The sequence below is a fragment of the Limnohabitans sp. Rim47 genome (genome assembly GCF_001517545.1).
GTDB lineage: Bacteria > Pseudomonadota > Gammaproteobacteria > Burkholderiales > Burkholderiaceae_C > Limnohabitans_A.
Genome location: NZ_FBYA01000002.1, coordinates 330,364 through 356,570, shown reverse-complemented (window position 1 = coordinate 356,570; position 26,207 = coordinate 330,364). Strand labels below are relative to the sequence as shown.

At 58.0% G+C, this 26,207-nt stretch carries 26 protein-coding genes; 21 read left to right on the top strand and 5 right to left on the bottom strand.

Going from position 1 to position 26,207, the window contains the following annotated elements; genetic code table 11:
- Window positions 1-20: 20 nt before the first annotated feature.
- The 3 genes from BN3544_RS06620 (at window position 21) to BN3544_RS06610 (ending at window position 2,332) form a co-directional block, all read left to right on the top strand.
- Window positions 21-326, top strand: a complete 306-nt coding sequence (locus tag BN3544_RS06620; protein WP_019429744.1) for a c-type cytochrome — start codon at window positions 21-23, stop codon at window positions 324-326.
- A gap of 11 nt (window positions 327-337) precedes the next feature.
- Window positions 338-1,612: an FCSD flavin-binding domain-containing protein gene (locus BN3544_RS06615; RefSeq protein ID WP_019429743.1), complete on the top strand. Its 1,275-nt coding sequence runs from the start codon at window positions 338-340 to the stop codon at window positions 1,610-1,612.
- Window positions 1,613-1,711: 99 nt separating this feature from the next.
- Window positions 1,712-2,332, top strand: coding sequence for a c-type cytochrome (locus BN3544_RS06610; RefSeq protein ID WP_036074966.1), 621 nt, complete (start codon window positions 1,712-1,714; stop codon window positions 2,330-2,332).
- Between the two features lie 124 nt (window positions 2,333-2,456).
- On the opposite strand, the gene BN3544_RS06605 is transcribed toward BN3544_RS06610, so the two are convergent.
- Both BN3544_RS06605 and BN3544_RS06600 read right to left on the bottom strand, forming a co-directional pair.
- Window positions 2,457-3,554, bottom strand: a complete 1,098-nt coding sequence (locus tag BN3544_RS06605; protein ID WP_197409905.1) for a YeeE/YedE family protein — start codon at window positions 3,552-3,554, stop codon at window positions 2,457-2,459.
- 90 nt (window positions 3,555-3,644) lie between these two features.
- Window positions 3,645-4,709: a YeeE/YedE family protein gene (locus tag BN3544_RS06600; RefSeq protein WP_231733909.1), complete on the bottom strand. Its 1,065-nt coding sequence runs from the start codon at window positions 4,707-4,709 to the stop codon at window positions 3,645-3,647.
- Between the two features lie 103 nt (window positions 4,710-4,812).
- Here BN3544_RS06600 and BN3544_RS06595 point away from each other — a divergent pair, with 103 nt between their 5' ends.
- Together BN3544_RS06595 and BN3544_RS06590 are read left to right on the top strand one after the other, a co-directional pair.
- Window positions 4,813-5,310 (top strand): thioredoxin fold domain-containing protein, encoded by a 498-nt coding sequence (locus tag BN3544_RS06595; RefSeq protein ID WP_155820436.1) that lies wholly within the window; start codon window positions 4,813-4,815, stop codon window positions 5,308-5,310.
- Between the two features lie 51 nt (window positions 5,311-5,361).
- Window positions 5,362-6,063, top strand: coding sequence for a Crp/Fnr family transcriptional regulator (locus BN3544_RS06590; RefSeq protein ID WP_019429737.1), 702 nt, complete (start codon window positions 5,362-5,364; stop codon window positions 6,061-6,063).
- A 22-nt stretch (window positions 6,064-6,085) separates the two neighbouring features.
- Here the strand turns inward: BN3544_RS06590 and BN3544_RS06585 are convergent, their stop codons facing one another.
- The gene (locus tag BN3544_RS06585) at window positions 6,086-6,664 is read right to left on the bottom strand and encodes a rhodanese-like domain-containing protein (RefSeq protein WP_019429736.1); all 579 of its coding nucleotides are present in this window, start codon (window positions 6,662-6,664) and stop codon (window positions 6,086-6,088) included.
- A 153-nt stretch (window positions 6,665-6,817) separates the two neighbouring features.
- Between BN3544_RS06585 and BN3544_RS06580 the strand changes: the two genes are divergently transcribed.
- Window positions 6,818-8,095 carry an NAD(P)/FAD-dependent oxidoreductase gene (locus BN3544_RS06580; protein ID WP_019429735.1) on the top strand — a complete coding sequence of 426 codons (1,278 nt, stop codon included), beginning with the start codon at window positions 6,818-6,820 and terminating at the stop codon, window positions 8,093-8,095.
- A gap of 33 nt (window positions 8,096-8,128) precedes the next feature.
- Here BN3544_RS06580 and BN3544_RS06575 read toward each other — a convergent pair whose 3' ends face one another.
- The gene (locus tag BN3544_RS06575) at window positions 8,129-9,058 is read right to left on the bottom strand and encodes a LysR family transcriptional regulator (protein ID WP_019429734.1); all 930 of its coding nucleotides are present in this window, start codon (window positions 9,056-9,058) and stop codon (window positions 8,129-8,131) included.
- A gap of 108 nt (window positions 9,059-9,166) precedes the next feature.
- Here BN3544_RS06575 and BN3544_RS06570 point away from each other — a divergent pair, with 108 nt between their 5' ends.
- The 4 genes from BN3544_RS06570 to BN3544_RS06555 are packed head-to-tail and all read left to right on the top strand — an operon-like array spanning window position 9,167 to window position 14,535.
- Window positions 9,167-10,546, top strand: coding sequence for a ribulose-bisphosphate carboxylase (locus tag BN3544_RS06570; RefSeq protein WP_019429733.1), 1,380 nt, complete (start codon window positions 9,167-9,169; stop codon window positions 10,544-10,546).
- A gap of 32 nt (window positions 10,547-10,578) precedes the next feature.
- A complete protein-coding gene (locus tag BN3544_RS06565) occupies window positions 10,579-11,358 on the top strand; it encodes a CbbQ/NirQ/NorQ/GpvN family protein (protein ID WP_019429732.1) in 780 nt (259 codons plus the stop codon).
- Window positions 11,303-13,723, top strand: a complete 2,421-nt coding sequence (locus BN3544_RS06560; protein ID WP_231733908.1) for a nitric oxide reductase activation protein NorD — start codon at window positions 11,303-11,305, stop codon at window positions 13,721-13,723. The genes BN3544_RS06565 and BN3544_RS06560 overlap by 56 nt, the downstream gene beginning before the upstream one ends.
- A gap of 59 nt (window positions 13,724-13,782) precedes the next feature.
- A complete protein-coding gene (locus BN3544_RS06555) occupies window positions 13,783-14,535 on the top strand; it encodes a DUF4395 domain-containing protein (protein WP_019429730.1) in 753 nt (250 codons plus the stop codon).
- Window positions 14,536-14,606: 71 nt separating this feature from the next.
- On the opposite strand, the gene BN3544_RS06550 is transcribed toward BN3544_RS06555, so the two are convergent.
- Window positions 14,607-15,470 carry an energy transducer TonB family protein gene (locus BN3544_RS06550; protein WP_019429729.1) on the bottom strand — a complete coding sequence of 288 codons (864 nt, stop codon included), beginning with the start codon at window positions 15,468-15,470 and terminating at the stop codon, window positions 14,607-14,609.
- A gap of 88 nt (window positions 15,471-15,558) precedes the next feature.
- On the opposite strand from BN3544_RS06550, the gene BN3544_RS06545 reads away from it, so the two are divergent.
- The 11 genes from BN3544_RS06545 (at window position 15,559) to pgk (ending at window position 26,170) form a co-directional block, all read left to right on the top strand.
- Complete coding sequence (locus BN3544_RS06545) at window positions 15,559-16,023, top strand: rhodanese-like domain-containing protein (protein ID WP_019429728.1); 465 nt, start codon at window positions 15,559-15,561, stop codon at window positions 16,021-16,023.
- A gap of 142 nt (window positions 16,024-16,165) precedes the next feature.
- Window positions 16,166-17,044 carry an MBL fold metallo-hydrolase gene (locus BN3544_RS06540; protein WP_019429727.1) on the top strand — a complete coding sequence of 293 codons (879 nt, stop codon included), beginning with the start codon at window positions 16,166-16,168 and terminating at the stop codon, window positions 17,042-17,044.
- 293 nt (window positions 17,045-17,337) lie between these two features.
- On the top strand, window positions 17,338-18,063 hold the full coding sequence (locus tag BN3544_RS06535) for an HAD-IA family hydrolase (RefSeq protein ID WP_019429725.1): 726 nt from the start codon (window positions 17,338-17,340) through the stop codon (window positions 18,061-18,063).
- The gene (gene rpe, locus BN3544_RS06530) at window positions 18,060-18,746 is read left to right on the top strand and encodes a ribulose-phosphate 3-epimerase (protein ID WP_019429724.1); all 687 of its coding nucleotides are present in this window, start codon (window positions 18,060-18,062) and stop codon (window positions 18,744-18,746) included. Before BN3544_RS06535 ends, rpe begins: the two co-directional genes overlap by 4 nt.
- Window positions 18,747-18,796: 50 nt before the next feature.
- Entirely contained in the window at window positions 18,797-19,894 is a 1,098-nt protein-coding gene (locus tag BN3544_RS06525) for a class 1 fructose-bisphosphatase (RefSeq protein ID WP_019429723.1), read from the top strand.
- Between the two features lie 50 nt (window positions 19,895-19,944).
- Window positions 19,945-20,829 carry a phosphoribulokinase gene (locus tag BN3544_RS06520; protein ID WP_019429722.1) on the top strand — a complete coding sequence of 295 codons (885 nt, stop codon included), beginning with the start codon at window positions 19,945-19,947 and terminating at the stop codon, window positions 20,827-20,829.
- A 19-nt stretch (window positions 20,830-20,848) separates the two neighbouring features.
- Window positions 20,849-22,942 carry a transketolase gene (tkt, locus tag BN3544_RS06515; RefSeq protein WP_019429721.1) on the top strand — a complete coding sequence of 698 codons (2,094 nt, stop codon included), beginning with the start codon at window positions 20,849-20,851 and terminating at the stop codon, window positions 22,940-22,942.
- Window positions 22,943-22,953: 11 nt separating this feature from the next.
- Complete coding sequence (locus BN3544_RS06510; protein ID WP_019429720.1) at window positions 22,954-23,622, top strand: HAD-IA family hydrolase; 669 nt, start codon at window positions 22,954-22,956, stop codon at window positions 23,620-23,622.
- A gap of 79 nt (window positions 23,623-23,701) precedes the next feature.
- Window positions 23,702-24,718, top strand: a complete 1,017-nt coding sequence (gene gap, locus BN3544_RS06505; protein WP_026036608.1) for a type I glyceraldehyde-3-phosphate dehydrogenase — start codon at window positions 23,702-23,704, stop codon at window positions 24,716-24,718.
- On the top strand, window positions 24,715-26,028 hold the full coding sequence (locus BN3544_RS06500) for a phosphoglycerate kinase (protein ID WP_059355984.1): 1,314 nt from the start codon (window positions 24,715-24,717) through the stop codon (window positions 26,026-26,028). The genes gap and BN3544_RS06500 overlap by 4 nt, the downstream gene beginning before the upstream one ends.
- Window positions 25,934-26,170 (top strand): phosphoglycerate kinase, encoded by a 237-nt coding sequence (gene pgk / locus BN3544_RS14085; RefSeq protein WP_082688196.1) that lies wholly within the window; start codon window positions 25,934-25,936, stop codon window positions 26,168-26,170. Before BN3544_RS06500 ends, pgk begins: the two co-directional genes overlap by 95 nt.
- Window positions 26,171-26,207: the final 37 nt, after the last annotated feature.

The following is a 26,207-nucleotide window of genomic DNA, read 5'->3' as shown; positions in this document are numbered from 1 at the left end:
TGTCTTTTTCGAGGAAAACCATGAAGATTCAACACGCTTTGACAGCGGCTGCTTTGCTTGCCCTGTCTGGCCTGGCACAAGCCCAGGTCGATCCGCTGCATGTGCGCAGCTGGGCCGCTTCTTGCGCCGCTTGCCACGGTACCGATGGCCGTGCTCAGCCCGGCATGGAGTCCTTGGCCGGGGGCAACAAAGATGACATGGTCAAGAAAATGCTCGACTTCAAAGCTGGCCGCAAGCCCGCCACCATCATGCACCAGCTGTCCAAGGGCTATTCCGACGAGCAAATCGTTGCCATCGCCAGCTACTTTGCTGCACAAAAGAAATAAGGAAAACCGCCATGCAACGTCGTCATTTTTTGCAGACCGGCTCCGCTTTGGGTGCTATGGGCCTGGTTTCTGGTTGTGCCACCGTGGGTGGCGGCAGCGGCCCTAAAGTGGTGGTCATTGGTGGGGGCTACTCGGGGGCGACGGCAGCCAAATACCTGCGCCTGTGGTCTGAACACAAGATCCAGGTCACCTTGGTCGAGCCCAATGAGTCCTTCATTTCGTGCCCCATGTCCAACTTGGTGATCGGCGGCAGCAAAACCATTGCCGAGATCACCACGCCCTATGACAACCTGACCAAGCGCCACGGTGTCACGATCGTCAAAGACCGTGTCAACAGCATCGACGCCGACAAACGCATCGTCAAATTGGCAGGTGGCACCGAGCTGACTTATGACCGCTTGATCGTTTCGCCAGGTGTCGACTTTATGTGGGAAACATTGCCTGGCATGAACAAGGCGGGTGCCAAAGACAAGGTCATGCACGCTTGGAAAGCGGGTGCCCAAACCGTCACGCTGCGCAAGCAACTCGAAGCCATGCCCGACGGCGGCGTCTTTGCCATGTCGATTCCGCTGGCTCCTTACCGCTGCCCTCCCGGCCCTTATGAACGTGCTTGCCAAGTGGCCGAGTACTTCACCAAGGCCAAGCCCAAGAGCAAGGTGCTGATTCTGGACGCTAACGACGACGTGACCTCTAAAGGCCCGTTGTTCAAAAAGGCCTGGGCCGAGCGTTACAAAGGCATCGTCGAATACCGTGGCAAACACAACGTGACCGATGTCGATGCGGCTACCAACACCTTGAAGTTCGAGTTTAACGACGACATCAAGGCCAATGTGTTGAACGTGATTCCCAGCATGCGTGCCGGCGACATTGCCGTCAATGCCGGCTTGGCCACAGCCAATAAGCGCTGGTGCGAAGTGGATTTCCTGACCTTTGAGTCCAAGGCTGCCAAAAATGTGCACGTTCTGGGCGACTCGATTCAGATTGCGCCGGGTATGCCCAAGTCGGGCCACATGGCCAACCAGCACGGCAAGACCTGCGCCGCGGCGGTCATCGCCTTGTTGATGGGCAAAGAAGTCAATCCGATGCCCATCTACAACAACACCTGCTACAGCTTTGTCAGCTCGGAAGACGTCGTTCACGTTTCCAGCGTGCACAAATACGACGCCGACAAAAAGACCATGCTGGCCGTGCCCGGTTCTGGTGGGGTGTCGAGTGCCGCCAACGAGCTGGAAGGCCGCTACGCCTTGGCTTGGGCGCGCAACATTTGGGCCGATACGCTGGCTTGATGAGGCCTTGAAGAAGCGCCGCAGTCACGAGACTGGCGGCGTTTTTTTTATGGTTTTTTTTGGTTTTGCATTTTGATGCGTTCGATGTCGAGGTGGATCATGGACATTCGTTTTACTCCCAGTCGTTTGGCTTCTGCTGTCTTATGGTTGTGTGCAGCTTGGCTTTCATCCTCGGCCATGGCGCAGGCTGACGAAGCCCGTGCCAAAAAAATCGTGGGCGGTGTTTGTTTTGTCTGTCATGGCGCTGAGGGCGAATCGTCCAGTGAGGTGTTTCCGCGCTTGGCAGGCCAGCACTGGGAATACACAGCCAAGCAGCTGGAAAACTTCAAGACCGGCAAACGCAAAAGCACAGCCATGGCCGACATGGTGGCCAAGCTGACACCCGATGAAATGGTGGCGCTGGGCCAGTTCTTTGAAAAGAAAACCATCGAGGTCGAACCGCCCAAAGATGCCGGGCTGGCTGCTGTGGGTAAATACATATTCCACAACGGCAACAAATACAGTGGCTTGGCCGCTTGTGCGAGCTGTCACGGTGCCGAGGCCAAGGGTACGGCCGCTTTGCCGCGTTTGGCAGGACAGTATTCGGGCTACACCGAAACCCAGCTCAAGCAGTTCAACCTGCGCGAACGCACCAATGACAATGCCGTCATGCACGCCATTGCCAGCAAAATGTCGCCGCTTGAAATGGCCGCCGTGGCCGAATACCTGAGTGGCAAATAAGCGCTCTGACGGGCCCACATCTGCTTGAATGCGCGTCACCCGTTGTGGCGATGGTGCCTCGCTGAGCACTTCTCATTTCCCGCAATCGGCGAAGGGCGCGGGGTCTGCGCCAAGCCTCGCCTCATCAAGGTCTCTTGAAACCTTCGGCGGGCAATGACGTCGGTTTGGCAGAAGCCCCACCATCGAGCCAACGGTCGGTCAGGCCTGCGCCCACCCACATGCCCACCAGGCTTAACCAGGCGGTCAGGGCAAAAATAGCCCCGCCCGTCACGCCAGCGCCTACGGCGCAGCCACCTGCCAGCATCGAGCCAAAGCCCATCAAGACGGCGCCGCCGATGTAGCGGCGCATGCTGTAGCCGTCAGAAAACCCCTCCAGCTTCCAGTCTTTGCCGATCAGTGCGCCGATCAAGGAACCGATGAAGACCCCGGGCATCAGACCAAAGTCAAAACCGATGGCCGGTGCGGGCCAATGCAACACCCGCATCAACCACTCGGCGGAGGGGCCGCTGAAAGTCAGGCCCTGAATTTGCACGGGCTCAAACGACTCGGCAGCCACCCATTGGCTGAAGCCCCAGGCTGCCGCCACCGACAAGCCGGTGCCAATACCGCCCAACCACATCCATTTGTTGCGTTGCGGGCTGCGCAATGCAAAAAACAAGGCCGCCGCCAGCCAGATGCCGCCCATGAACAAACCTGCCCAATGGTCCATGCCCGTCAGGGCCAGCAGGTCTCGTGGCGCACCGCCGTCAACAGTCCACCAACTGCTGATGTGGGTTCGCAAGGGCGACAGTGCGCCCGCCAAAGCGGCCTGCGCGGTCACGGCAAAGATCAGCCCCGAAAGCAGGGCACGCAAATTGCCGTTGGCAGATAGCACCAACAAACGGCTGGCGCAGCCGCGCGTCATGACCATGCCCACGCCAAACAGCAAGCCCCCGATCATGGCGCCCGAGATGCTGCCTTTGGCCGAAATCTGCCGTGCACTGCCCGTGTCCAGCCAGCCCATCAAAACCATGAGCTGCACACCAATCACCGCCGAGGCAAAGGCCAGCAGCCACACCGACAACTTATCGCCAAAGCGGCGGTGCCAAAACTCAATGACTGCTGCACGCAGGCAAAAACGTGAGCGCTGAGCCAAAAATCCAAAGGACAAACCAATCAGACCACCGCCCGCGGCCAGCACGCTGCCTTGTCCGTAACCCTCTAACCATTGCGCCATTGACATGGGTTGCTCCATTCATATCAGTCGTTGCTGATGTGAAATGTACGCCTTAACCGGTCGTTCGCAATTGACGCGCATCAAGACAAGCAAGACTCAGATCGGCCAGCCCATGCGGCGGTTGATGCGCCAGGCCATGCCTGCACCCAGCCAAATAGCGATCAGGGTCAGCCAAGCCGTGAGCGAGAACAGTGAGCCCCCGGTCATGCCCGCGCCCACGGTGCACCCTCCGGCCAGCACAGCACCAAAACCCATGAGCACGGCTCCGAGCAGGTAATGGCCCAGCTTGTTCTCGGTTTTGAATCCTTCGAGCTTGAAGTCGCCCCCAGCCAGTGCGCCCAGCAAAGAGCCCAAGAACGTTGCAGGCAGCAAGCCCGCGTCAAAGCCTGCGCTGGGTGAAGTGCTGGTGGACAGAGCGCGCATCAGCATCTCAGCTGATCCGCTGCTGAAACTCAGACTCTGGATTTGAACCGCTTCGAAAGATTGCAGTGCGATGGCTTGGGTCAGACCCCAGCCCAAAGCAATGCTCAGACCTGCGATGATCGCGCCCAGCGCCAGGCCCCAGCGGCGTTGGTGGGTCTTGAAGAAAAAGTAAAAACCGGTAGCCAAAGCCAGCAAGGCCAACACCATTCCACCCGATGGGCCGATGCTCGAGAGTTGCAGCAAGTCGCGCGAAGGCCCGCCGTTAACGGGCCACCAAGCAGCCATGGCTTGGCGGGCCGGGGCCAGCCAACCGGCAATGCTGGCCTGAACCGTGACCGCAAACACCAAGCCCGAGAGCAGGGCGCGTAAATTGCCGTTCGCCGACAAGATCAGCAAACGGCTGGCGCAGCCGCGCGTGAGGATCATGCCCGCACCAAAAAACAAGCCGCCCAAAACAGCTCCAGAAATGCTGCCGAGCGGGGCTATGTAACGCGAATCCGATGGTTTGAGCCAGCCCGCCAGAACCAGGGCCTGCACGCCCACCAAGCAAGCCCCAAAGGCCAGCCACCAAACGCTGAATCGATCACCCGGCTGGCCGTCGCAGCATTCGATCACAGCCGCGCGGGCGCAAAACCGGGTGCGCTGGGCGGCCAGGCCAAAGATGAAACCGACCAAGGCACCCGCCATCGCCAGTACAGTCGAGTCTCCCCAGGTTTCGAGCAAGCTTGCGAGATTCACGGATTTCTCCAATAATTCATTGGTTTCTTATATTCAAAAGCAACGGAATGGCAGAGCCTTTTCCGCCTGCGCAAAACCCGCTATTGTCCACGTTCTGCAAGCCATGAACCACCCTGTCAGCCTCTTTCAACCTCCTGTTTGGCATCGTCGTGACTGGCTTTTACGGGTGGGGGTATCACTTTGCGCAACACCCGCGCTGGCTCAGTCTGGTGGTGCCGCCACCTTGCCCGCAGCCCAGTCGCTGCCCGACGAATTGGCCCGTGCCCTTAAAAACAAACAGCCTCTGATCGTCATGGTCAGTTTGGAGGGGTGTGTGTTTTGCCGTCAAGCCCGGCAAAGCCACCTCTCGCCCATGCAGAAAACGGGCACCGTCATCGTTCAGGTGGACATGCGTCAGAACCAGCCCGTGCTCGACTTTGCGGGCAAGCTCACCACCCACGATCAGCTCACCCGCCAGTGGAAAGTCTCCATCACGCCCACCTTGCTGTTTTTTGGACCTGGGGGCAACGAGGTGGCCGAGCGCATGGAGGGGGCCTATTTGCCCGACTTTTACGGCCCGTACCTCGAAGAGCGCATCGTCCAAGGGCGCAAAGCCCTTTAAGTTATGTCGTTGCGTCAGCGGAACGCACGGCGGACGTGCTAGATTCAAAAGATGATTCCCATCAAGATTGACTCGGCCTGGAAAGGCACCTCGGACTGCCGCAACTGTGGTATCCGAGACATGGTGCTGTTTGCCGACTTGAACGAGCAAGACTTTGGCGAAATCCACACACCCATTGACGACATGGTGTTTGCTGCCGACGACGCTCTCTATACCGAAGGCGAATCCGCCTTGGGCGTGTTCACGCTGCGCAAAGGCATGGTCAAGCTGGTGCGGGCCACCGCCGACGGGCGTGAGCGCATCGTGCGCGTGCTGCGCCCGGGGGATGTGATCGGCCTGGAAGCGCTGGCCAATGCACGTTATGACAGTGAAGCCATCGCCCTGGTTGAAGCGCAGGTCTGTCGAATCCCGTTGGCGGTCTTGCACCACTTGTCTGCCAATTCGCCGCGCCTGCACAAGCGCCTGATGCAAAAGTGGCAGCAAGCCCTGAAAGATGCCGATGACTGGCTGGCCGACTTGAATTTCGGCTCGGCCCGCCAACGCGTGGCCGCCCTGGCCCTGAAGATGCGTGATCCCGATCAGCCCGATATCACTTCGTTTTTTGCACGCGACGATATGGGCGCCATGCTCGACATCAAACTCGAAACCGTGAGTCGCGAAATCAGCGCGTTGGTGCGCGACGGTGCCCTGAAGCCTTGCGACAAACAAGGCAGACGCTATGAAATCACCAACGAAGCCCTGTTAATGCGCTAACGCTTCAGCACCATGGAGTGGCTTAAAACTCGTCTTTGACGCTGGTCAGGCCCAGTGCGTCCCAGTCCAGCATGCCACCACGGTAGTAATAAATTTTGTCAGCTGGAAAGCCATCGCGCGTCATCGCTTTGATGGCCATGGGGCTTTGTGGGCAGACTGGGCCGTTGCAAAAAGCGTAAACTTTTTTGGCCGATTCGCAGCTCCACTGGCTGCCGTTTTTCTTGCAGCCCAACTCGTTCATGCGGGCAGCGACTTCTGTGTAAGGAATGCCGATCGAGCCGGGAATGGTGCCTTTGACACGGTCATTGGTGTCGCGCATATCGACCACCAGGGCATTGCGGTCGCTCAGGGCTTCAAGGATTTCAATCTCGCCAACCGGGTGCACGCCAGGCACAGGCACCAGGGGTTGCAGGTTGCCGGCGTTTTTGGCGCAAGCTGTCATGGTGCGAGTGATGGCGATCGGGCCTTTGACGGTGTTCACGGTCACCGATTTTTGGGTGTCGATGATGTTCAAAGAGGTGCCGACCGCGATGGTGGCGGCTTGGCCAAAGGCCACGCTTGAGAGGCTTATGCCCAGAATCCAGGCAGCGATGTGTTTCATGTGGTGTCTCCGTCAACAGTAAAAAAAAAGCCCAAGCCTTTGGGCTGTGCCGAATTCTAAAAAAGCGCGTAAATATTGATTTGATCTATGTCAATTTCGTTTTGGCGATGTGATGGATCATCCTGTCCAACACAACACAAAGGAGACAGATAAATGGCCCACATCGTGATTATTGGCGCAGGCATTGGTGGCATGCCCATGGCATTTGAAATGAAAGAGCAGGCGCGGGCTGAAGACCGGGTGACGGTCATCAGCGATTCGTCCAAGTTTCACTTTGTGCCTTCCAATCCTTGGGTGGCCGTGGATTGGCGAAAGCGCAAAGACATCGAGATGGAGATCCAACCTGCGCTCAATCGCAAAGGGATTGAAGCCATCACGCAAAGCGCCAAGCGCGTGCATCCCGAGCGTAACCAAGTTGAATTGCTTGATGGCTCAGTGGTGGATTACGACTATTTGGTCATTGCCACGGGTCCAAAATTGGCTTTTGATGAAATCCCAGGCATGGGGCCAGACGGCTATTCGCAGTCCATATGCCATGTGTCGCACGCTGAAAAAGCCAAACTCAACTGGGACAGATTCACTGCCGATCCAGGCCCCATCGTGGTTGGCGCGGTGCAAGGCGCGTCGTGTTTTGGTCCTGCTTATGAATACGCCATGATCATGGATACCGATCTGCGTCGCCGCAAAATTCGCGACAAGGTGCCTATGACCTATGTCACTTCAGAGCCTTACATTGGCCACCTGGGTTTGGGTGGGGTTGGCGATTCAAAAGGCTTGCTCGAGTCGGCCATGCGAGATCGTCACATCAAGTGGATTTGCAATGCTAAGACCACCAAGATCGAAGATGGCCAAATGTTTGTCACTGAGCATGACGACAACGGGCAGCCCAAGAAAGAGCATGTTTTACCCTTCAAACACTCGATGATGTTGCCCGCCTTCAAGGGTGTCGATGCTGTTTTCGGCATCGAGGGCCTGACCAACCCTCGCGGCTTCATCACGATTGATGAACACCAGCGCAACCCCAAGTTCACCAACATTTTCAGTGTGGGTGTGTGTGTGGCGATCCCGCCTGTGGAAGCGACCCCCATTCCGGTGGGGACCCCCAAAACGGGTTTCATGATCGAGTCGATGGTCACGGCCACGGCGCACAACATTCGCGAGATGCTGGACGGGAAAGAACCGACGCACAAAGCCACTTGGAATACCGTGTGCCTTGCTGACTTTGGCGACACGGGTGCTGCTTTCGTGGCCTTGCCGCAGATCCCGCCACGCAATGTGAGCTGGTTTGCAGAAGGCAAGTGGGTTCACTTGGCCAAAGTGGCGTTTGAAAAGTACTTCATGCGCAAAATGCAAAAAGGCACGTCCGAGCCGTTCTACGAAAAAATGGTCATGGACATGATGGGCATCGTCAAGCTCAAAGGCAAAAAGTAAGCCTTTCAATCAATGACACGCTCAATTGGCCGGTCAAAAGGGCAGGAATCGCCCAAATTGATCGGCCAATTGTTTTTCGCCTTGCTCAAGCATGAAGTAGCGAAACGATTCCGCTGCAGGTGAGAGCATTTTGGATTGGGTGTGCACCACGTTCCATGAACGCACCACGGGTGCGCCTTCCACATCGAGCATCCGGATCAGGTTGTGCTCGAGCTCCAGGCCAATGGTGTGCAGCGACAAAAAGCCCAGGCCCAGTCCCGCCATCACAGCTTGCTTGATGATTTCGTTGCTGTGCAGTTCGATTTTCATGCGCGGCTCGACGTGTGTGTCTTCAAAAAAATTTTCCATTGCGGCGCGGGTGCCTGCGCCTTTTTCGCGCACGATGAAGTCGAAGGGTCGCAGGTCTTCCACGCGCAGGTGGTCGCGATGAGCCAGAGGGTGGTCCACGGCTGCGACAAAGACATGCGGGTGGGCTGCAAAAGGCTCTGCGCGGGTCTTCAGCTCTTTGGGAGGGCGGCCCATCACGGCGATGTCGACTTCGCTGTTTTGCAGCATGCCGACCAGTTGGTCACGGTTGCCGATCGAGATTTGAATGTCCACTCCTGGGTGCAGTGTGCGAAATTCGGCAAGCAAGCGCATCAAAAAATACTTGGCGGTGCTGACAAAACCGATGGTCAGGACGCCTGTTTCGGCCCGCTGTAATCGAGCTGCAGCGTCTTCAGCGTCTTTCACGGTGGCCAGAATTTTTCGTGCATAGACCAGCATGTATTCGCCGGTGGTGGTCAGGCTCACTTGCTTGCCGCGTCGCTCAAACAGGGGCATGCCTACATGGCCTTCGAGTTCTTTGACCTGCATGGTCACGGCCGGTGGGGTGAGGTGCAGGTTTTCGGCCGCACGCACAAAGCTCAGGTGACGGGCCACCTCGTTGAACACGCGAAGTTGGCGGAAGGTGGCGTTCTTCATTCAGTCTTTGCTTAATTTAGTTGCGATTAATATTGAATTTACGTTATTGCAGAAGATTTTTAAAGTCCAGTCATTGCCCCAACCCACAAATTTGACTGGAGACTGAAAATGGACCAAAGCGCACGATATGCCGACCTGAGCCTCAAAGAAGAGGACCTCATCAAAGGCGGTCGCCACATTCTGGTGGCCTACAAAATGAAGCCCAAAGCCGGTTATGGCTACCTGGAGGCGGCGGCGCACTTTGCCGCTGAGTCCTCCACGGGCACCAACGTGGAAGTGTCCACCACCGACGACTTCACCAAAGGCCTCGACGCCTTGGTGTACTACATCGACGAAGCCACTGAGGACATGCGCATCGCCTACCCGATGGATTTGTTTGACCGCAATGTGACCGATGGCCGCATGATGATGGTCTCGATCCTGACTTTGGTCATTGGCAACAATCAGGGCATGGGCGATATCCAGCACGCCAAGATCCACGACATTTATTTCCCCGAGCGCGCCATCCAGTTGTTCGATGGCCCGAGCAAAGACATCTCGGACATGTGGCGCATCTTGGGCCGCCCCATCAAAGACGGTGGCTACATTGCCGGCACCATCATCAAGCCCAAGTTGGGCCTGCGCCCCGAGCCCTTTGCGCAAGCCGCTTACCAATTCTGGCTGGGTGGTGACTTCATCAAAAACGATGAGCCACAAGGCAACCAGGTGTTTGCACCCATGAAGAAAACCATCCCGCTGGTGGTCGATGCCATGAAGCGCGCCATGGACGAAACCGGCCAAGCTAAATTGTTCTCGGCCAACATCACCGCCGACGACCACTATGAGATGTGCGCTCGCGCCGATTTCATCTTGGAAGCCTTTGGCCCTGACGCTGACAAAGTAGCTTTCCTGGTGGATGGCTTTGTGGGCGGCCCCGGCATGATCACCACCGCACGCCGTCAATACCCGAACCAATACCTGCACTACCATCGCGCAGGCCACGGTATGGTCACCAGCCCCAGTGCCAAGCGCGGTTACACCGCCTTTGTGCTGGCCAAGATTTCGCGCTTGCAGGGGGCCTCGGGCATCCACGTTGGCACCATGGGTTACGGCAAGATGGAAGGCGAAAACGACGACCGCATGATCGCCTACATGATCGAGCGGGACGAGTGCCAAGGCCCGGTCTACTTTCAGAAGTGGTACGGCATGAAGCCCACCACTCCCATCATCTCTGGCGGCATGAACGCGCTGCGGCTGCCAGGCTTCTTCCAAAACTTGGGCCACGGCAACGTGATCAACACGTCTGGTGGCGGCTCCTACGGCCATATCGACAGCCCAGCTGCTGGCGCGATTTCTCTGCGTCAATCGTATGAGTGCTGGAAGTCGGGTGCTGATCCGATCGAGTTCGCCAAAGAACACAAAGAATTCGCCCGTGCGTTCGCTTCATTCCCCGGCGACGCTGACAAGCTCTTCCCAGGCTGGCGTGACAAGTTGTCGGCACACAAGTAAGCCGAGCCTCACGTCCAAAAACAGGAACCCCTATGACCAGCGAACCCCTGTATCACCCGCAAGGCGATGAGTTGGCTCTGTACGAAGCCGCTTATGCAGCGCGTTTGCCCGTCATGGTCAAGGGCCCCACGGGCTGCGGTAAATCGCGCTTTGTGGAGCACATGGCTTGGCGCTTGGGCAAGCCACTGATCACGGTGGCTTGCAACGAGGACATGACGGCCTCCGATTTGGTGGGCCGCTATTTGCTCGACAGCCAGGGCACGCGGTGGGTGGACGGGCCGCTGACACAAGCGGCCCGCACCGGGGCCATCTGTTATTTGGACGAAGTGGTAGAGGCGCGGCAAGACACCACAGTGGTCATTCATGCACTGACCGACCACCGCCGTAGTTTGCCTATCGACAAAAAAGCGGAGGTTGTGCAAGCCCACCCAGACTTTCAATTGGTCATCTCGTACAACCCCGGCTACCAAAGCGCGATGAAGGATTTAAAGCCTTCGACCAAACAACGCTTTGTGGCTTTTGATTTTGATTACCCCTTGCCCGAGTTGGAAACCCAAATCGTGGCGAGTGAAACGGGCATCGACACAGCCACAGCCACGCAGCTGGTGCGTATCGCTGGAGCGGCGCGTGCACTCAAGGGCCACGGCCTGAGTGAAGGCGTGTCCACCCGCTTGCTGGTGTATGCGGCACAGTTGATGCGCCAAGGCGTTGCACCACGCGACGCTTGCCGCATGGCCATGGTGCGCCCCATCACCGATGACTTGGACATCAGACAAAGCCTGGACCATGCCATCGATGCCTGTTGGGGCTGACCCCAACCCCAACTCCAACGCGCCTTGGGCACATGACCCCCAAGTGTTGGCGGGCTGGCAAGCCCTGGACTGTGCTTTGCCCGCCGTGCGCCCGGTGTTTGAAGCCTGCGCACACGAATCCATTGCGCGTCTGAGCCCTGCCTCTTTGCAAGCCTTTTGGCAGGGTGGTCGTCAGCTGGGCAAACTCGGCCGTGGTGCGGCTCCCGTGCTGGCATGGCTGACCTATTGGCCTGAAGTGGTGGAAGCTTTGGGCGAGAGCGCTGCGGAACAGGCCTTAGAGGCTGTCATGGCCTTGTTGCTGCGCATGCACAAGTCGCCCAACAGTGCCGCGATGGCTCACTTGCTCACCAGCCTCGGGCCTGTGGCCCAGCGCTTGGGTGGTTTGTCTGTGTTGCAAGCGTATTTGCAGACGGTCGGTCATTTCATGGATCGCACCACCGGCTCTATCCATGGCCGACAAGCCACCTTGCCCAGCGCGGGTTTGTCTGAGTTGCTGCTTCAAGCTCCGCGACTGCTTCAAACCTTGTCCTTGGCAGGCTGGCAAGCGTGGGTGGATTTTGGGGCGCGTGCGTATGCGCATCACCCACCCCAACAAGAAGACTACTTTGCCTTGCGCAGCCCCGACAGCTTTGCGGTGTTGCAGCGTGAACGCCACGGCACTTTGCTGCGTGATGCCGAGCGCACGCTCAGCCTGAGCTTGCAAGCCATGTGGCAATTGGAAGCTCATGTGCTTCCCTTGCCCACTGCACAGATGAGTGCAGAGCATGGGGTGCAGAGTGTGTCGGTCTTGCCTTGTTTGTTGCTGGAATCGACCGACAAAGGGCCCAGCTATGCCATGGGTTTGCCTGATGTACTGGATGAGCACCATGGCGTGAGCGCCTTAGACCGTTACCGCCTTATGCTCATGCACATGGCCGGGCACATCCGTTGGTCCACGCCCTGCATTGCCGACAACTGGAGCCCGATGCAGAGGCTAGCGGTTGAATGGTTTGAAGACACGCGCATCGATTGGCTATTGATGCGCACTTGGCCTGGTCTGCGAAACAGCCTGTTGGCCCTGTACCCACCCGTGCAAGAGAGCGATTGCAACGAGGCCACGCATGCCTGTGTGCTGCACCGCCTTAGCGTGTGGAGCCGCAGTGTGCTAAATGACAACTTTGTGGTGCAAGACACGCAGCTGCGTGAATGGCGCGAGCGCTTCATGGCCTTGGTGGATGGGAAAGGGCATGGCACGAATACCGAGCAGGGCGTTGTCACGGGCCAGGTGAGCACGGCCCAAGTGGCACAGTTGGCGCTTCAGTTTGTGGCCCGCACACGCCGCCCCAGTGATGCCCAAGCGCAGGTGCATTTCGAACACACGCAAGTGGACTGGCGTGACGACAACCGCCACCTTTGGCAATTCATTGAAGACGGTGACGAAGAAGACACCGCGCCCAGCCCCACACGTCTGGCGGATGAAGAGCTGCACAGCTTGCCGCCGCAGCTCTACCCCGAGTGGGATTATTTGGCCGGCAGTGAGCGCCCCGACTGGGTGAGAGTGTTTGAATACCTGCACCCACAGGGCCATGCGTCAGACATTGACCAATTGCTACTGCGTCATGCCGGACTGTCTAAACGTCTGCAACGTTTGCTCGATCAACTCAAACCTCAAGGCCGTACCCGCGAGCGGCATTTGGAAAATGGCAGTGAGTTGGACTTGGATGTGGCCTTGGCTGCGCACATCGACCTGAAAACGGGCCACACCCCGAGCTACCGCTTGGAGCAGCACATCAAACCTGTTGAGCGTGATGTGAGTGTGCAACTGGTGATGGATTTGTCGGCTTCGCTGAACGAAAAAGCGCCAGGTGCTGATCAAACCGTTTTGCAAATCAGCCAAGAGTCGGTGGCCCTGTTGGCGTGGGCTTTGCACCAGCTAGGCGACGCTCTGGCCATTGGCGGGTTCCACTCCAACACCCGCCATGATGTGCGCTACATGCACATCAAAGGCTTTGAAGAAAGCTGGGCCGCCCCCGTCAAGGCGCGACTGGCCGCTTTGGAGCCCGCATATTCCACTCGCATGGGCGTGGCTATCCGGCATGCGGCGCGCACCTTGGTGCAACGCCCAAGCGCCAAGAAGATTTTGCTTGTGCTGACCGACGGAGAACCGTCGGACGTGGACGTCTCCGACCCCAACTACCTCATGCACGATGCCCGCCAAGTGGTGCACAGCTTGCAATCGCAAGGTGTCTTTGTGTGGTGCATCCAGTTGCACCCCGCGCATGAGGCTAGCGTGCGCCATGTTTTTGGCGACCATTGCACTCTGGTGGACCGCTTACAGCAACTGCCAGAAAGGCTGGCCAGTTTGTTTTTCAAGTTGACGCGCTGAAGCCTCTGAAGCAGTGCAGGCGACAATCTCAATTCAGTCTTCTGAAAAGGGTTCTTGGCATGTCATTCCAGTGGTTTGTTTTTGGTCAGGTCAAGCCTGAATACGCGGTGCCCGTGCTCAATGAGCGGGCGGTCCGTGCGGGTGCAGGTCTCTTGTTTTTCTTTGCCATGGCATCTTTCATGAACGCTTGGCTGATGGGTAATTTCGCGCCCACGCGTGTGTTTGTGCTGGCTTTCTTGTTCGATTTTTTGGTGCGATTGTTCGTTAACCCGGCTTACGCACCGAGTTTGGTGATAGGTCAATGGCTGGTGCGACGCCAGCAGCCCGAATGGACGGGCGCTCCCCAAAAGCGCTTTGCTTGGGTCATTGGTTTGTTGCTGGCGTTGACCATGTTTTTTCTGGTGGTGGTGCAGGGCGCTGTGGGCCCGATCAACTTGCTGGTGTGTGGTTTGTGTCTGATGCTCTTGTTCTTTGAGAGCGCTTTCGGCATCTGTATCGGCTGCTGGATTTACAACCGATTCAATGCCGAACAGGCCCGCTTGTGCCCGGGTGGGGCTTGCGAATACATGCCTCCGTCTTCAGAGCGTTTGGGGCTTGGCCATGTCTTGCCCTTGGTGCTGCTGGCCTTGGTTGTGGTTCTGGCGGTATCCCATGAAAAGAGCCGCGCTGAGCCTGCCGCGCAGCCCGGCACCACCGAACCAGGCTTGCCCTCAGCAGCGGATCCGGCCGAGATCGCGCGCTGCAAGGTGCCTGATTTCGCCAAAGCCATGGGCCATGAGGCGAAATGGAAGTTGCACAACAACTGCCGCTGACTTTCAACTGACCTGGGTTTCAAGCGTGGCCAAGCAAGGCCTTGGAATTCTTGGGTATGGGAGCGAGAAGATCAACGGCCTGTTTGGCTGGAGCCCCATCGGTCCATCAGACGCTGGTCGCGAGCACTTTCGGCTTCGATGCTTTCTTTGGGCAATTGCCGCAGGCACTCTTCCATCGCTTGTGGGTCAAGTTTGGCCGCCGGGGTGGGCGCAGCCACCACTTGGGGCGATCGGCCATCCCAAGCAAACGGATTGCGAAAAACGGGTGGGTCGGGCAGGCAGTCGTCTTTGTAAAGAGGGGGGCCGTCGTTGGCAAAGGGCGAAAAGGAAATGGTTTTCTCAAACACCAAAGACTTGCCGGTCGGGGTGGGCGGTAGCGGGGGCATGTTTTTGATGGCTTGGCGGGCCAGTTGTTCCGCCATAGCCGAGGTGGTCCACAGAGTTTGAACCTGCATCAAGCTGCCGTCTGGCGCGATTTCGATGCGAAAGCGCACCATGCCTTGATCGGGGCCTTCTACGGCGGTGCCCATCATGCTGCGCACTTGCTGCCCCCAGTTGTAACGGTAGCCCTTGCTGTTTTTGTTGGTGTAGTTGGCGGCAAAAGCCCAATCTTCGGCCGTGGGCGGCGCAGGTGCTGCCATGCTTGCACGAAGGCTGTCCGGCGAGGCGGTAGACAAAGATGCAGCCGAAGGCATCGCCAAAACTGCGTCTGTTCGGGGCTGAAGGGCGGCAGTGGGCTTGCTAACTGGGGGAGCGGGTTCGGGCAAGTCCTGACGCGGTGCTGGAATGAGTTCCAGCAAGACGACTTTTTCAGAGACTTTGGGCGCATCAGCCGGGCTGACGTATTTGAAACGGTAGTCGCTGACCAGCAACCACACGGCCGCGTGCAAGGCCAGAGTGAGGTAAACGGCGAAGAAGTGTTTGTCTCTGAACATGAGTCGCCGAAGCTTTTTTTGGAAGTCGTACCTTCATTCGACGACAATATTCATCGCTGCTGATATTAACCGACGAATTGGAGATGACATGACTGTCCGAACGCTGTGCCTTGTGGCCGCCACTGCTTGCAGCTTGCTGCTGACCACCGCTGCTTGCGCCGACAACAAAGCGATTGTTACCGACGAGATGGAGGCGTATCTGGAGTTTGTGGACTACGGCGGCGGTGTGATTTTTGCCGAGCAAATTCCCAAAGACGAGTGGCCCAAAATGATGTTGATCGATGCGCGTGATTCGGCGCAATTTGCCAAGGGACACATCCCTGGCGCGGTCAACATGGACTGGCGTCAGGTGCTGGCCAAGCGCAACACCATTCCCAAAAACAAGCCGGTGCTGATTTACTGCAACACCGGGTCGCTGTCGGCACAAGCCGGTTTTGCGCTACGCGTGGCGGGCTGGGACAACGTGCGAATTTTGCAAGGCGGCATGGAGGAGTGGAAAGCCAAAGGCGGCTTTGACGCAGCAGCCAAAGCGGCTGGACCGGCCAAGCATTGAACGCAGCCCTTGTTGAGTCAAGTCATGTCCGAGGCCAATTGGTAGCGGTACAGTTAAACACGTGAAAAGCGTGAATAGCGTCCATGAAGGCTGTCAAACCGATGGATGCCCTCTTACCAAATCTGCCCTGAGTTCAGTTTCTATGCACATCGAATCGCTTTTTGATCCGGCCACGTTCACCTTCAGCCACATCCTGGCCGACCTGAGCACCCGGCAGTGCGCCTTGATCGACAGCGTGCTTGACTACGACCCCAAGTCGGGCCGCACCCAAACCGCCAGCGCCGATCAGTTGGTGGCGCGCGTGAAGGCGCTTGACCTGCGTGTGCAATGGATCTTGGAGACGCATGTGCACGCCGACCATTTGTCGGCCGCGCCCTATTTGCAAAAGCAGCTGGGTGGCCAATTGGCCATTGGCTCGCACATCACTACCGTGCAAAACGTTTTTGGCAAGCTCTTCAATGCGGGCACCGAATTCGCCCGCGACGGCAGTCAGTTCGATCGTTTGCTGGGCGACGGCGAAACATTTCAGATTGGCGCTTTGCAGGCGCAGGCCCTGCACACTCCCGGCCACACCCCGGCGTGCATGACCTATGTGGTCACAGATGCCAGTGTCGATCCTTCGCGGCAGGTGGCCTTTGTGGGCGACACCTTGTTCATGCCCGACTACGGTACGGCGCGCTGCGACTTTCCTGGGGGCAGTGCCAGCGTGTTGTTCCAGTCGATCCAGAAAGTGCTCAGCTTGCCCGACAGCACCGAGCTGTACTTGTGCCATGACTACCCGCCGGAGACCCGCCAGCCCCAATGCGTGACCACCGTGGCCGAGCAGAAAAAGGCCAATGTGCATGTGCACCAAGGCGTGAGTGAGGCCGAGTTTGTGGCCATGCGCGAAAAGCGCGATGCCACTTTGTCCATGCCCGTGCTGATCTTGCCTTCGGTGCAGGTGAACATGCGTGCCGGTCAAATGCCACCGCCCGAAGACAATGGCCAGCGTTACCTGAAAATTCCAGTCGATGCACTCTGAAGCCCGTATGGCTTGCTTTGCGCTGGTATCACCGGCCAAGGTCACAAGTGTGCTGCTTTTGATGCGGGTGATCGTCGCCTTTTTGCCTTTTGGGGGCTTTTTTATATCGGCTGCTTGTTAGCCACTTGGACTGAGCCGAGTGTGGCTTGATCGAGCAGTTAATGCACTGTATTGCTGTTGATAGGCTGCCGAGTTAAGCATTTGCTTAATTAATCAGTTGCCAATATTGAATTGTCCTGAGCTGCTGACTTTCTTAAAGTGGAGACCTTCCTCATTCCGAAGGCCTTCACACCATGCTGCAAGCATTGATCTTTGACGTAGACGGCACATTGGCCGACACCGAAATGGCCCATTTGGCAGCGTTCAACCACGCTTTCGCCGAGATGGGGATGGACTGGCGCTGGGATGTGCCGCTGTACACCCGCTTGTTGGCGGTGTCGGGTGGCAAAGAGCGCATCAAGGCGTATTGGCAAACGCTGGAGACCCAGCCCAAGGACATCACGGGCGCGGGCATGCAGGAAACCATTGACCGACTGCATGAGATCAAGACCGCCTCATATGAGCAAGCCGTTCAAGACGGTGCGGTGCACATGCGCCCGGGGGTGCTGGCGCTGCTGTCGGCCGCCAGTGCGGCCGGGATGCGCCTAGCCATTGCCACCACCACCTCGCCCGTGAACATCGCAGCCTTGCTGCGCCAAGCCATCGGCCCGGACTGGCGGCTGAATTTTTCGGTGATCGAAGATGCCTCGACCGCGCCGCGAAAAAAACCCGACCCGATGGTCTACCAGCAAACCCTCTCGCGCTTGGGTTTGGCCCCCGAGCACTGCCTGGCGTTTGAGGATTCCGAGAACGGCCTGCGCGCCGCTATGGCCGCAGGTCTGTCCACGGTCATCACCCCCAACGACTTCACCGCCGAGCACGATTTCAAAGGCGCATTGCGCATCTGCCCCAGCCTGCAGGGCGTGGGCTTGGCGCAGTTGAGTGAATGGCACCACAACGCTTTCAAGGCCCAAGCATGAACCCCGTCCGCATTGCTCCCTCCATCTTGTCCGCCGACTTTGCCCGTTTGGGCGAAGAGGTTCGCGCCATTGAAGCCGCAGGCGCAGACTGGGTGCACTTTGACGTGATGGACAACCATTACGTGCCCAACCTGACCATTGGCCCGCTGGTGTGCGAGGCGATCCGCCCACATGTCCAGATTCCGATCGATGTGCATTTGATGGTCGAGCCGGTCGATGCCTTGGTGCCTTTGTTTGCCAAGGCCGGGGCCAACATCATCACCTTTCACCCGGAAGCCAGCCGCCATGTGGACCGCACCTTGCAAATGATCCGCGACCACGGCTGCAAAGCGGGCCTGGTGTTCAACCCGGCCACGCCGCTGGAGTGGATGGACCATGTAATGGACCGCCTGGACGTGGTCTTGCTCATGAGCGTGAACCCCGGTTTTGGTGGCCAGAAATTCATCCCCTCGACTTTGCCCAAGTTGCAAGCGGCCCGCCAGCGCATCAACACCCATGTGGCCCGGGGTGGCCAGCCCATCTTGCTGGAGGTGGATGGCGGCGTGAAGACCGACAACATCGCGCAGATCGTGGCGGCCGGAGCCGACACCTGCGTGGCAGGCAGCGCCGTGTTCGGTGCGCCCGATGCTGATGGGGGCTACAGGGGGGTGATGCAAGCCCTCAAGCAAGCCGCTGTGGCTTGAGTCAGATTCCGATTTCCCGAATTCTTAAAACTTCAGAGAGTGTTGACCCCATGTCCTTGAGCCCCCGCACCACGCCCACCTTGACACAGTACCTGATCGAAGAGCGTCGTCGTTTTCCCGATGCCAGTGGTGACTTCAATGCCCTGATTTTGGATGTAGCCATGGCCTGCAAAGCCATTGCCAAATCGGTGGCCTATGGCGCTTTGGCCGACATGTACGGCAACCACGCAGCAGACGCCGGTGGCAGCATCAATGTGCAAGGCGAGACCCAGAAAAAGCTGGACGTGGTGAGCAACGAGTTGTTCATCCGCATGAACGAGTGGGGTGGTCACTTGGCCGGCATGGCTTCTGAAGAGATGGACTTGCCCTACGACATTCCACCGCAACACCCTCGGGGCAAATACCTGCTGGTGTTTGACCCGTTGGATGGCTCCAGCAACATCGACGTGAATGTGTCGGTGGGCAGCATCTTCAGCGTGCTGCGTGCGCCCGACGCCACCGCTGAGGGTGGACCTTTGACCGAGGCCGATTTCTTCCAACCAGGGACCTGCCAGATTGCCGCCGGTTATGCCTTGTACGGCCCCACCACCATGCTGGTGCTGAGCGTGGGCAATGGCGTGGCCGGTTTCACACTCGACCCGGTGATGGGGGAGTTCATGCTGACTCACCCGGAATTGCGCGTGCCCGAAGACACCCAGGAGTTCGCCATCAACGCCTCCAACAGCCGCTTTTGGGAAGCTCCGGTCAAGCGCTATGTGGACGAGTGCCTGGCCGGCAAAACCGGCCCGCGTGGCAAGGACTTCAACATGCGCTGGATCGCCTCCATGGTGGCGGAAGCCCACCGCATCTTGATGCGCGGCGGCGTATTCATGTACCCGCGCGACACCAAAGACCCGAGCAAGCCCGGTCGTCTGCGCCTGCTGTACGAGGCCAACCCGGTCGGCTTCATCATGGAGCAGGCTGGGGGCCGTGCCAGCACGGGTCAGGTGCCCATGTTGAGTGTGCAGCCCACCAGCTTGCACCAGCGCATTGGCCTGGTGTTTGGCTCTAAAAACGAGGTTGAACGCATTGAGCGTTACCACGCTGAACCGACCCAGCAAGACAGCTTTGCACCACTGTTTGCCGAGCGCAGCCTGTTCCGCGACTGAGCGTGTTGGCCTGACTTCACCAAGATTGACAAAACTACAAGGAGACTTTCATGTCTGAACGCCACCCCATCATCGCCATCACCGGCTCATCTGGCGCGGGCACCTCGACGGTGACGCGCACCTTTTCCAATATTTTCCGGCGAGAAGGTGTTCATGCAGCCATCATTGAAGGCGACAGCTTTCACCGCTTTGACCGAAAGGAAATGAAGGTTCGCCAAGCCCAGGCTGAAAAAGAAGGCAACAAGAATTTCAGCCATTTTGGCTCGGACAACAACCTCTTTGGCGACATCGAAAGCCTGTTTCGTTCGTATGGCGAGACAGGCCAAGGTCAATCGCGTAAATACCTGCACAACGCCGAAGAGGCCGCTCCCTATCAGCAGGAGCCTGGCACATTTACGCCATGGGAGACCTTGCCTGCCGACACGGACATGCTGTTCTACGAAGGCCTGCATGGCGCAGTGGTCACCCCGGAGCACAACATTGCCCAATACCCCGACTTGCGCGTGGGCGTGGTGCCGGTCATCAACCTGGAGTGGATTCAGAAACTCTGGCGCGACAAGCACCAGCGCGGTTACAGCACTGAGGCTGTGACCGACACCATCTTGCGCCGCATGCCCGATTATGTGAACTACATCGTGCCGCAGTTCGCGCACACGCATGTCAACTTTCAGCGGGTGCCCATGGTGGATACGTCCAACCCCTTCATTTCGCGTGACATCCCGTCAGCCGACGAGAGCATGGTGGTGATCCGCTTTGCCAACCCCAAGGGCATTGACTTCCCCTACTTGCTCAACATGATCAACGATTCCTGGATGAGCCGTGCCAACACCATTGTGGTTCCCGGAGGCAAGATGGAGATTGCCATGCAGCTCATCTTTACGCCCTTTGTTTGGCGCATGATGGAGCGCCGCAAACGGGCGCTGGGCCAGGCTTGATCAGAACGGAGTCACACAGATGATCACCCCTGCACACCCCACCCCCGAGATGGCCAGTCGCATGGCCAACGCCATACGCATGCTGGCCGTTGATGCGGTCGAAGCCGCCAAATCCGGTCACCCCGGTGCCCCGATGGGCATGGCAGACATAGCCGAAGTGCTATGGAACCGCCACCTCAAGCACAACCCACTCAATCCGCAATGGCCTGACCGCGATCGTTTTGTGCTGTCCAACGGCCACGGCTCCATGTTGATATACGCCTTGCTGCACCTCACGGGTTACGACTTACCCATAGAGGAGTTGAAAAAGTTCCGCCAGCTCCACAGCAAGACACCTGGGCATCCAGAGGTCGACATCACGCCCGGCGTGGAAACGACCACCGGCCCCTTGGGTCAGGGCATCACCAACGCCGTCGGTATGGCCATGGCTGAAAAATTGTTGGCGCAAGAATTCAACCGCGAAGAGGATGGTCGGCGTTTTGACATCGTGGACCATATGACCTACGTGTTCCTGGGCGATGGTTGCCTGATGGAAGGCATCAGCCACGAAGCGTGCTCGCTGGCGGGCACCCTGCGCCTGTCCAAGCTGGTGGCGCTGTACGACGACAACGGCATCTCGATCGATGGCCATGTGCAAGGCTGGTTCACCGACGACACGCCCAAGCGCTTTGAAGCCTACGGCTGGAACGTCATCGCTAAGGTCGATGGGCATGACTCGCAAGCTGTGAACGCCGCGATCGAGGCGGCTAAGGCACAAGCTGGTAGCGTCGATGGGAAACCCACCTTAATTTGTTGCCAAACCGTGATTGGTCAAGGTTCCCCGAACAAGGCGGGTACACACGATGTACATGGTGCAGCATTGGGCTCAGCTGAAGTGAGTGCGACTCGTGAAGCCTTGAACTGGCCTTATGCCCCATTTGAGATTCCGATGGATGTGAAGCAATCTTGGGATGCGACAGCGCGTGGGGTACGTGCACAGACGCAATGGGACCACCTGTTTGCCAGCTATAAAGTACTTTACCCACAAGAAGCGGCCGAATACATGCGACGCATGCAAGGCGATTTGAGCGCTGCTTACGCACAAGGCTTACAAAATGCTTTTGCTGCGATTGTGGCCAGACCCGACGCGGTGGCCACACGCAAGGCCAGCCAAAATGCGCTGGACTTGCTAGCCCCATTGTTGCCTGAATTTTTCGGCGGCAGTGCCGATCTCACAGGCTCCAATTTGACAAATTTCAAAACCTGCATCAAGGCTGGTCGAGACACTTGGGGCAACCACCTGTCTTATGGTGTTCGCGAGTTTGGCATGGCCGCCATGATGAACGGGATGGCGTTGCATGGCGGGTACATCCCCTATGGAGGAACCTTCCTCACGTTCTCAGACTATTCGCGCAACGCCATCCGCATGGCCGCCTTGATGAAGAAACGCGTGATCCATGTTTTTACGCACGACTCGATTGGTTTGGGTGAAGATGGTCCGACCCATCAAAGCGTGGAGCATGTGCCGAGCTTGCGCATCATTCCCGGGCTGGACGTGTGGCGACCCGCTGACGGACTGGAGACTGCAGTGGCTTGGGCCTGTGCGGTGGAGCGCTGTGATGGTCCGAGCGTCCTGGCGTTGTCACGCCAGAATCTGCCTCAATTGCTGAGCAATGTAGCTGATGCCGATAAGGTGCGTCAGGGCGGTTACATCTTGTCGGACATGCCGGGGGCGCAAGCCATCATCGTGGCTACCGGATCAGAAACCTCTTTGGCCATGAAGGCCCAGGCAGAACTGGCTTTGCAAGGATTAGCCTCCCGTGTGGTGTCAATGCCTTGTACCAATGTGTTTGATCGCCAAACTCAAGCCTATCAAGAAATGGTCTTGCCGCTGGGCTTGCCCACAGTCGCTGTCGAAGCTGCTCACCCTGATTTTTGGCGTAAATACGTTGGACGAACTGGCATGGTGATTGGCATTGCCAGCTTCGGCGAATCGGCCCCGGCCCCGGCTTTGTATGCCCACTTTGGCATCACCACTGAGCGCGTCTGCGAGGCGGTGCGCACCTTGGTACACCGCCACACCCATCGACAGACGGTCCCTTTGCCCGCACACATCGTGCCTTCGGACAATTGAAGGCGGCACACATGACTGCAGACAAGCAAGCCTATTTTTTTGACCTCGACGGCACCTTGGTCGAAACTGCCCCAGAAATTGCCGATGCGGTAAACGACACCTTGTGCTACTTTGATTGGCCCAAGGTCTCGCAGCAGCAAGTGAACGACTGGATTGGCCATGGCACTAAAGAACTTTTGATTCAGGCCTTGGCCAGTGTCACCCACACTCCTGTGGCATCGGTGCGCACAGGCCCAGACCTCAAGCAAGCACTGCCAATTTTTGACCGCTACTACCAGGCCCGTTGCGGCACACGAAGCCACCTGTACCCGAATGTGCGTGAAGTTTTGGCGGTTTTGCGTGCACGCGGTTGCAAGCTGGCCGTGGTTACCAACAAGGAAGGCCGCTACACCGATACGGTGCTCCGTGTACACGGGCTGCTAGAGGCCTTTGATGTGGTGGTCAGTGGTGACAGCTTTCCGGTGAAAAAACCTGATCCCACCAGCGTGGTCGACTGTTTGAGTCGCTGGGACTTGAAGGCCTCGCAAGCCTTGTTTGTTGGTGACTCTTCGATTGATGCAGCCACCGCACGCAATGCGGGCGTGCCGGTTTGGCTTCTGCCCTATGGTTACAACATGGGCGAGTCGGTACACGCTTGCGCCCCTGATCGTGTGATCGACGATTTTTCTGCACTGCTGTGATTTTTTTCTCGCTGCACCCGTGATAGCCGTGGTGCGCAGACTTCTTAAATGCAATGTTTTCAAAATGAAAGTGACTGACATGACTATAAAAATTGGCATCAATGGCTTTGGCCGTATCGGCCGCATGGTGTTTCGCGCTGCGGTGCAAAATTTTCAAGATGTCGAGATCGTTGCCATCAACGACCTGCTTGAGCCTGAGTATTTGGCATATATGTTGCAGTACGACAGCGTGCACGGTCGCTTTGAAGGCACGGTGTCTGTTGAGGGCAGTACCCTGATTGTCAACGGTCACAAAATTCGCCTGACGCAAGAGCGTGATCCTGCCCACCTTCAATGGAGCGAAGTGGGGGCTGAGGTTGTAATAGAAGCTACTGGCCTCTTTTTAGACAAAGAAGGTGCGGGCAAGCACCTGGCTGCAGGGGCTAAGAAGGTGGTCATTTCGGCTCCGTCTAAAGACGACACGCCTATGTTTGTGTTCGGTGTGAACCATGCGACCTATGCCGGTCAAACCATCGTCAGCAATGCCAGTTGCACCACCAACGCATTGGCCCCTTTGGCCAAAGTTTTGAACGACAAATGGGGCATCAAGCGGGGATTAATGACCACCGTGCACGCTGCCACCGCCACCCAAAAAACGGTTGATGGCCCGAGCAACAAGGACTGGCGGGGTGGTCGCGGTATCTTGGAAAATATCATCCCCAGTAGTACTGGTGCGGCCAAGGCTGTTGGGGTGGTGATTCCTGAGATCAAGGGCAAGCTGACGGGCGTGTCGGTGCGTGTGCCTACCAGCGATGTGTCGCTGGTTGATTTGACGGTGGAGTTGGCTACACCGGCCACTTACGCCGAGATTTGCGCAGAGATGAAGGCCCAAAGTCAGGGCGCGCTTCAGCGCGTATTGGGTTACACCGAAGCCAAAGTGGTGTCCACTGATTTTCGGGGCGAGGTATGTACCTCCGTTTTCGATGCCGAAGCCGGTATGGCACTCGACAGCACCTTTGTGAAGCTGATGGCTTGGTATGACAACGAATGGGGTTATTCAAACAAGTGCCTTGAGATGGCCCGTGTGGTGTCTGGTGCTGCTGGGGGTGCGCGATGAAAGTCTTGCGTTTATCCGATGTCGTAAAAAGCGGCTTTGCTGAAAACCGTCGCGTTTTCATCCGTGCCGACCTGAACGTGCCGCAGGCCGACGACGGCAGCATCACCGAAGACACGCGTGTGCGGGCCAGCGTGCCCTGCATCCAGATGGCGCTGGCCGCTGGTGCGGCCGTCATGGTGACCAGCCACTTGGGTCGCCCTACCGAAGGCGAGTTCAAGCCCGAAGACTCGTTGGCCCCGGTGGCCAAGCGTCTGGCTCAGTTGCTTGGCCGTGATGTGCCGCTGGTGGCCGATTGGGTCGATGGCGTGACGGTGGCCCCCGGCCAGGTCGTGCTGCTCGAGAACTGCCGCGTTAACAAGGGCGAGAAGAAAAACAACGAAGCGCTGGCCCGCAAGATGGCCGCGCTGTGCGACATCTACGTGAACGACGCTTTTGGCACCGCCCACCGCGCCGAAGGCACCACCTACGGCATTGCGCAGTTTGCGCCCATCGCTTGCGCTGGCCCCTTGTTGGCCGCCGAAATCGACGCCATCGGCAAAGCCCTGGCCAAGCCGAAGCGCCCGCTGGCGGCCATTGTGGCGGCCCACCGCGCCGAAGGCACCACCTACGGCATTGCGCAGTTTGCGCCCATCGCTTGCGCTGGCCCCTTGTTGGCCGCCGAAATCGACGCCATCGGCAAAGCCCTGGCCAAGCCGAAGCGCCCGCTGGCGGCCATTGTGGCGGGCAGCAAAGTCAGCACCAAGCTGACCATCCTCAAAAGCCTGTCGCAAAACGTGGACCAACTGATTGTGGGTGGCGGCATTGCCAACACCTTCATGCTGGCGGCGGGTCTGAAGATCGGCAAGAGCTTGGCCGAAGCCGACTTGGTGGACGAAGCCAAGGCGGTGATCGAGGCCATGAAAGCCCGTGGGGCCGAAGTGCCGATCCCAACCGATGTGGTGGTGGCCAAGACCTTTGCGGCGGATGCGGTGGCCACGGTGAAAAAAGCCACCGAGGTGGCTGATGACGACCTGATTTTGGACATCGGCCCCGAGACGGCGGCCAAGCTGGCGGCGCAGCTCAAGCAGGCGGGCACGATTGTGTGGAACGGGCCGGTGGGCGTGTTTGAGTTTGCGGCCTTTGAAAACGGCACCAAGGTGATTGCGCAGGCGATTGCCGAGTCCAGCGCGTTCAGCATCGCAGGCGGTGGTGACACCTTGGCGGCGATTGCCAAATATGGCATTGAAAAGCAGGTGGGCTACATCTCGACAGGTGGCGGCGCGTTCCTCGAAATCCTCGAAGGCAAGACCTTGCCNCGCAGGCGGTGGTGACACCTTGGCGGCGATTGCCAAATATGGCATTGAAAAGCAGGTGGGCTACATCTCGACAGGTGGCGGCGCGTTCCTCGAAATCCTCGAAGGCAAGACCTTGCCCGCATTTGAGATCTTGGCCAAGCGCGCTGCGGCAGATTGAACATCATTCTTCGACATTTATTTTTTCAGGAACACCC

Bases quoted from the DNA above. Each gene is read 5' to 3' on its own strand.
- BN3544_RS06620 (WP_019429744.1), top strand. From the start codon at position 21: ATGAAGATTCAACACGCTTTGACAGCGGCTGCTTTGCTTGCCCTGTCT.
- BN3544_RS06615 (WP_019429743.1), top strand. From the start codon at position 338: ATGCAACGTCGTCATTTTTTGCAGACCGGCTCCGCTTTGGGTGCTATG.
- BN3544_RS06610 (WP_036074966.1), top strand. From the start codon at position 1,712: ATGGACATTCGTTTTACTCCCAGTCGTTTGGCTTCTGCTGTCTTATGG.
- BN3544_RS06605 (WP_197409905.1), bottom strand. From the start codon at position 3,554: ATGTCAATGGCGCAATGGTTAGAGGGTTACGGACAAGGCAGCGTGCTG.
- BN3544_RS06595 (WP_155820436.1), top strand. From the start codon at position 4,813: ATGAACCACCCTGTCAGCCTCTTTCAACCTCCTGTTTGGCATCGTCGT.
- BN3544_RS06590 (WP_019429737.1), top strand. From the start codon at position 5,362: ATGATTCCCATCAAGATTGACTCGGCCTGGAAAGGCACCTCGGACTGC.
- BN3544_RS06585 (WP_019429736.1), bottom strand. From the start codon at position 6,664: ATGAAACACATCGCTGCCTGGATTCTGGGCATAAGCCTCTCAAGCGTG.
- BN3544_RS06580 (WP_019429735.1), top strand. From the start codon at position 6,818: ATGGCCCACATCGTGATTATTGGCGCAGGCATTGGTGGCATGCCCATG.
- BN3544_RS06575 (WP_019429734.1), bottom strand. From the start codon at position 9,058: ATGAAGAACGCCACCTTCCGCCAACTTCGCGTGTTCAACGAGGTGGCC.
- BN3544_RS06570 (WP_019429733.1), top strand. From the start codon at position 9,167: ATGGACCAAAGCGCACGATATGCCGACCTGAGCCTCAAAGAAGAGGAC.
- BN3544_RS06565 (WP_019429732.1), top strand. From the start codon at position 10,579: ATGACCAGCGAACCCCTGTATCACCCGCAAGGCGATGAGTTGGCTCTG.
- BN3544_RS06560 (WP_231733908.1), top strand. From the start codon at position 11,303: ATGACTTGGACATCAGACAAAGCCTGGACCATGCCATCGATGCCTGTT.
- BN3544_RS06555 (WP_019429730.1), top strand. From the start codon at position 13,783: ATGTCATTCCAGTGGTTTGTTTTTGGTCAGGTCAAGCCTGAATACGCG.
- BN3544_RS06550 (WP_019429729.1), bottom strand. From the start codon at position 15,470: ATGTTCAGAGACAAACACTTCTTCGCCGTTTACCTCACTCTGGCCTTG.
- BN3544_RS06545 (WP_019429728.1), top strand. From the start codon at position 15,559: ATGACTGTCCGAACGCTGTGCCTTGTGGCCGCCACTGCTTGCAGCTTG.
- BN3544_RS06540 (WP_019429727.1), top strand. From the start codon at position 16,166: ATGCACATCGAATCGCTTTTTGATCCGGCCACGTTCACCTTCAGCCAC.
- BN3544_RS06535 (WP_019429725.1), top strand. From the start codon at position 17,338: ATGCTGCAAGCATTGATCTTTGACGTAGACGGCACATTGGCCGACACC.
- rpe (WP_019429724.1), top strand. From the start codon at position 18,060: ATGAACCCCGTCCGCATTGCTCCCTCCATCTTGTCCGCCGACTTTGCC.
- BN3544_RS06525 (WP_019429723.1), top strand. From the start codon at position 18,797: ATGTCCTTGAGCCCCCGCACCACGCCCACCTTGACACAGTACCTGATC.
- BN3544_RS06520 (WP_019429722.1), top strand. From the start codon at position 19,945: ATGTCTGAACGCCACCCCATCATCGCCATCACCGGCTCATCTGGCGCG.
- tkt (WP_019429721.1), top strand. From the start codon at position 20,849: ATGATCACCCCTGCACACCCCACCCCCGAGATGGCCAGTCGCATGGCC.
- BN3544_RS06510 (WP_019429720.1), top strand. From the start codon at position 22,954: ATGACTGCAGACAAGCAAGCCTATTTTTTTGACCTCGACGGCACCTTG.
- gap (WP_026036608.1), top strand. From the start codon at position 23,702: ATGACTATAAAAATTGGCATCAATGGCTTTGGCCGTATCGGCCGCATG.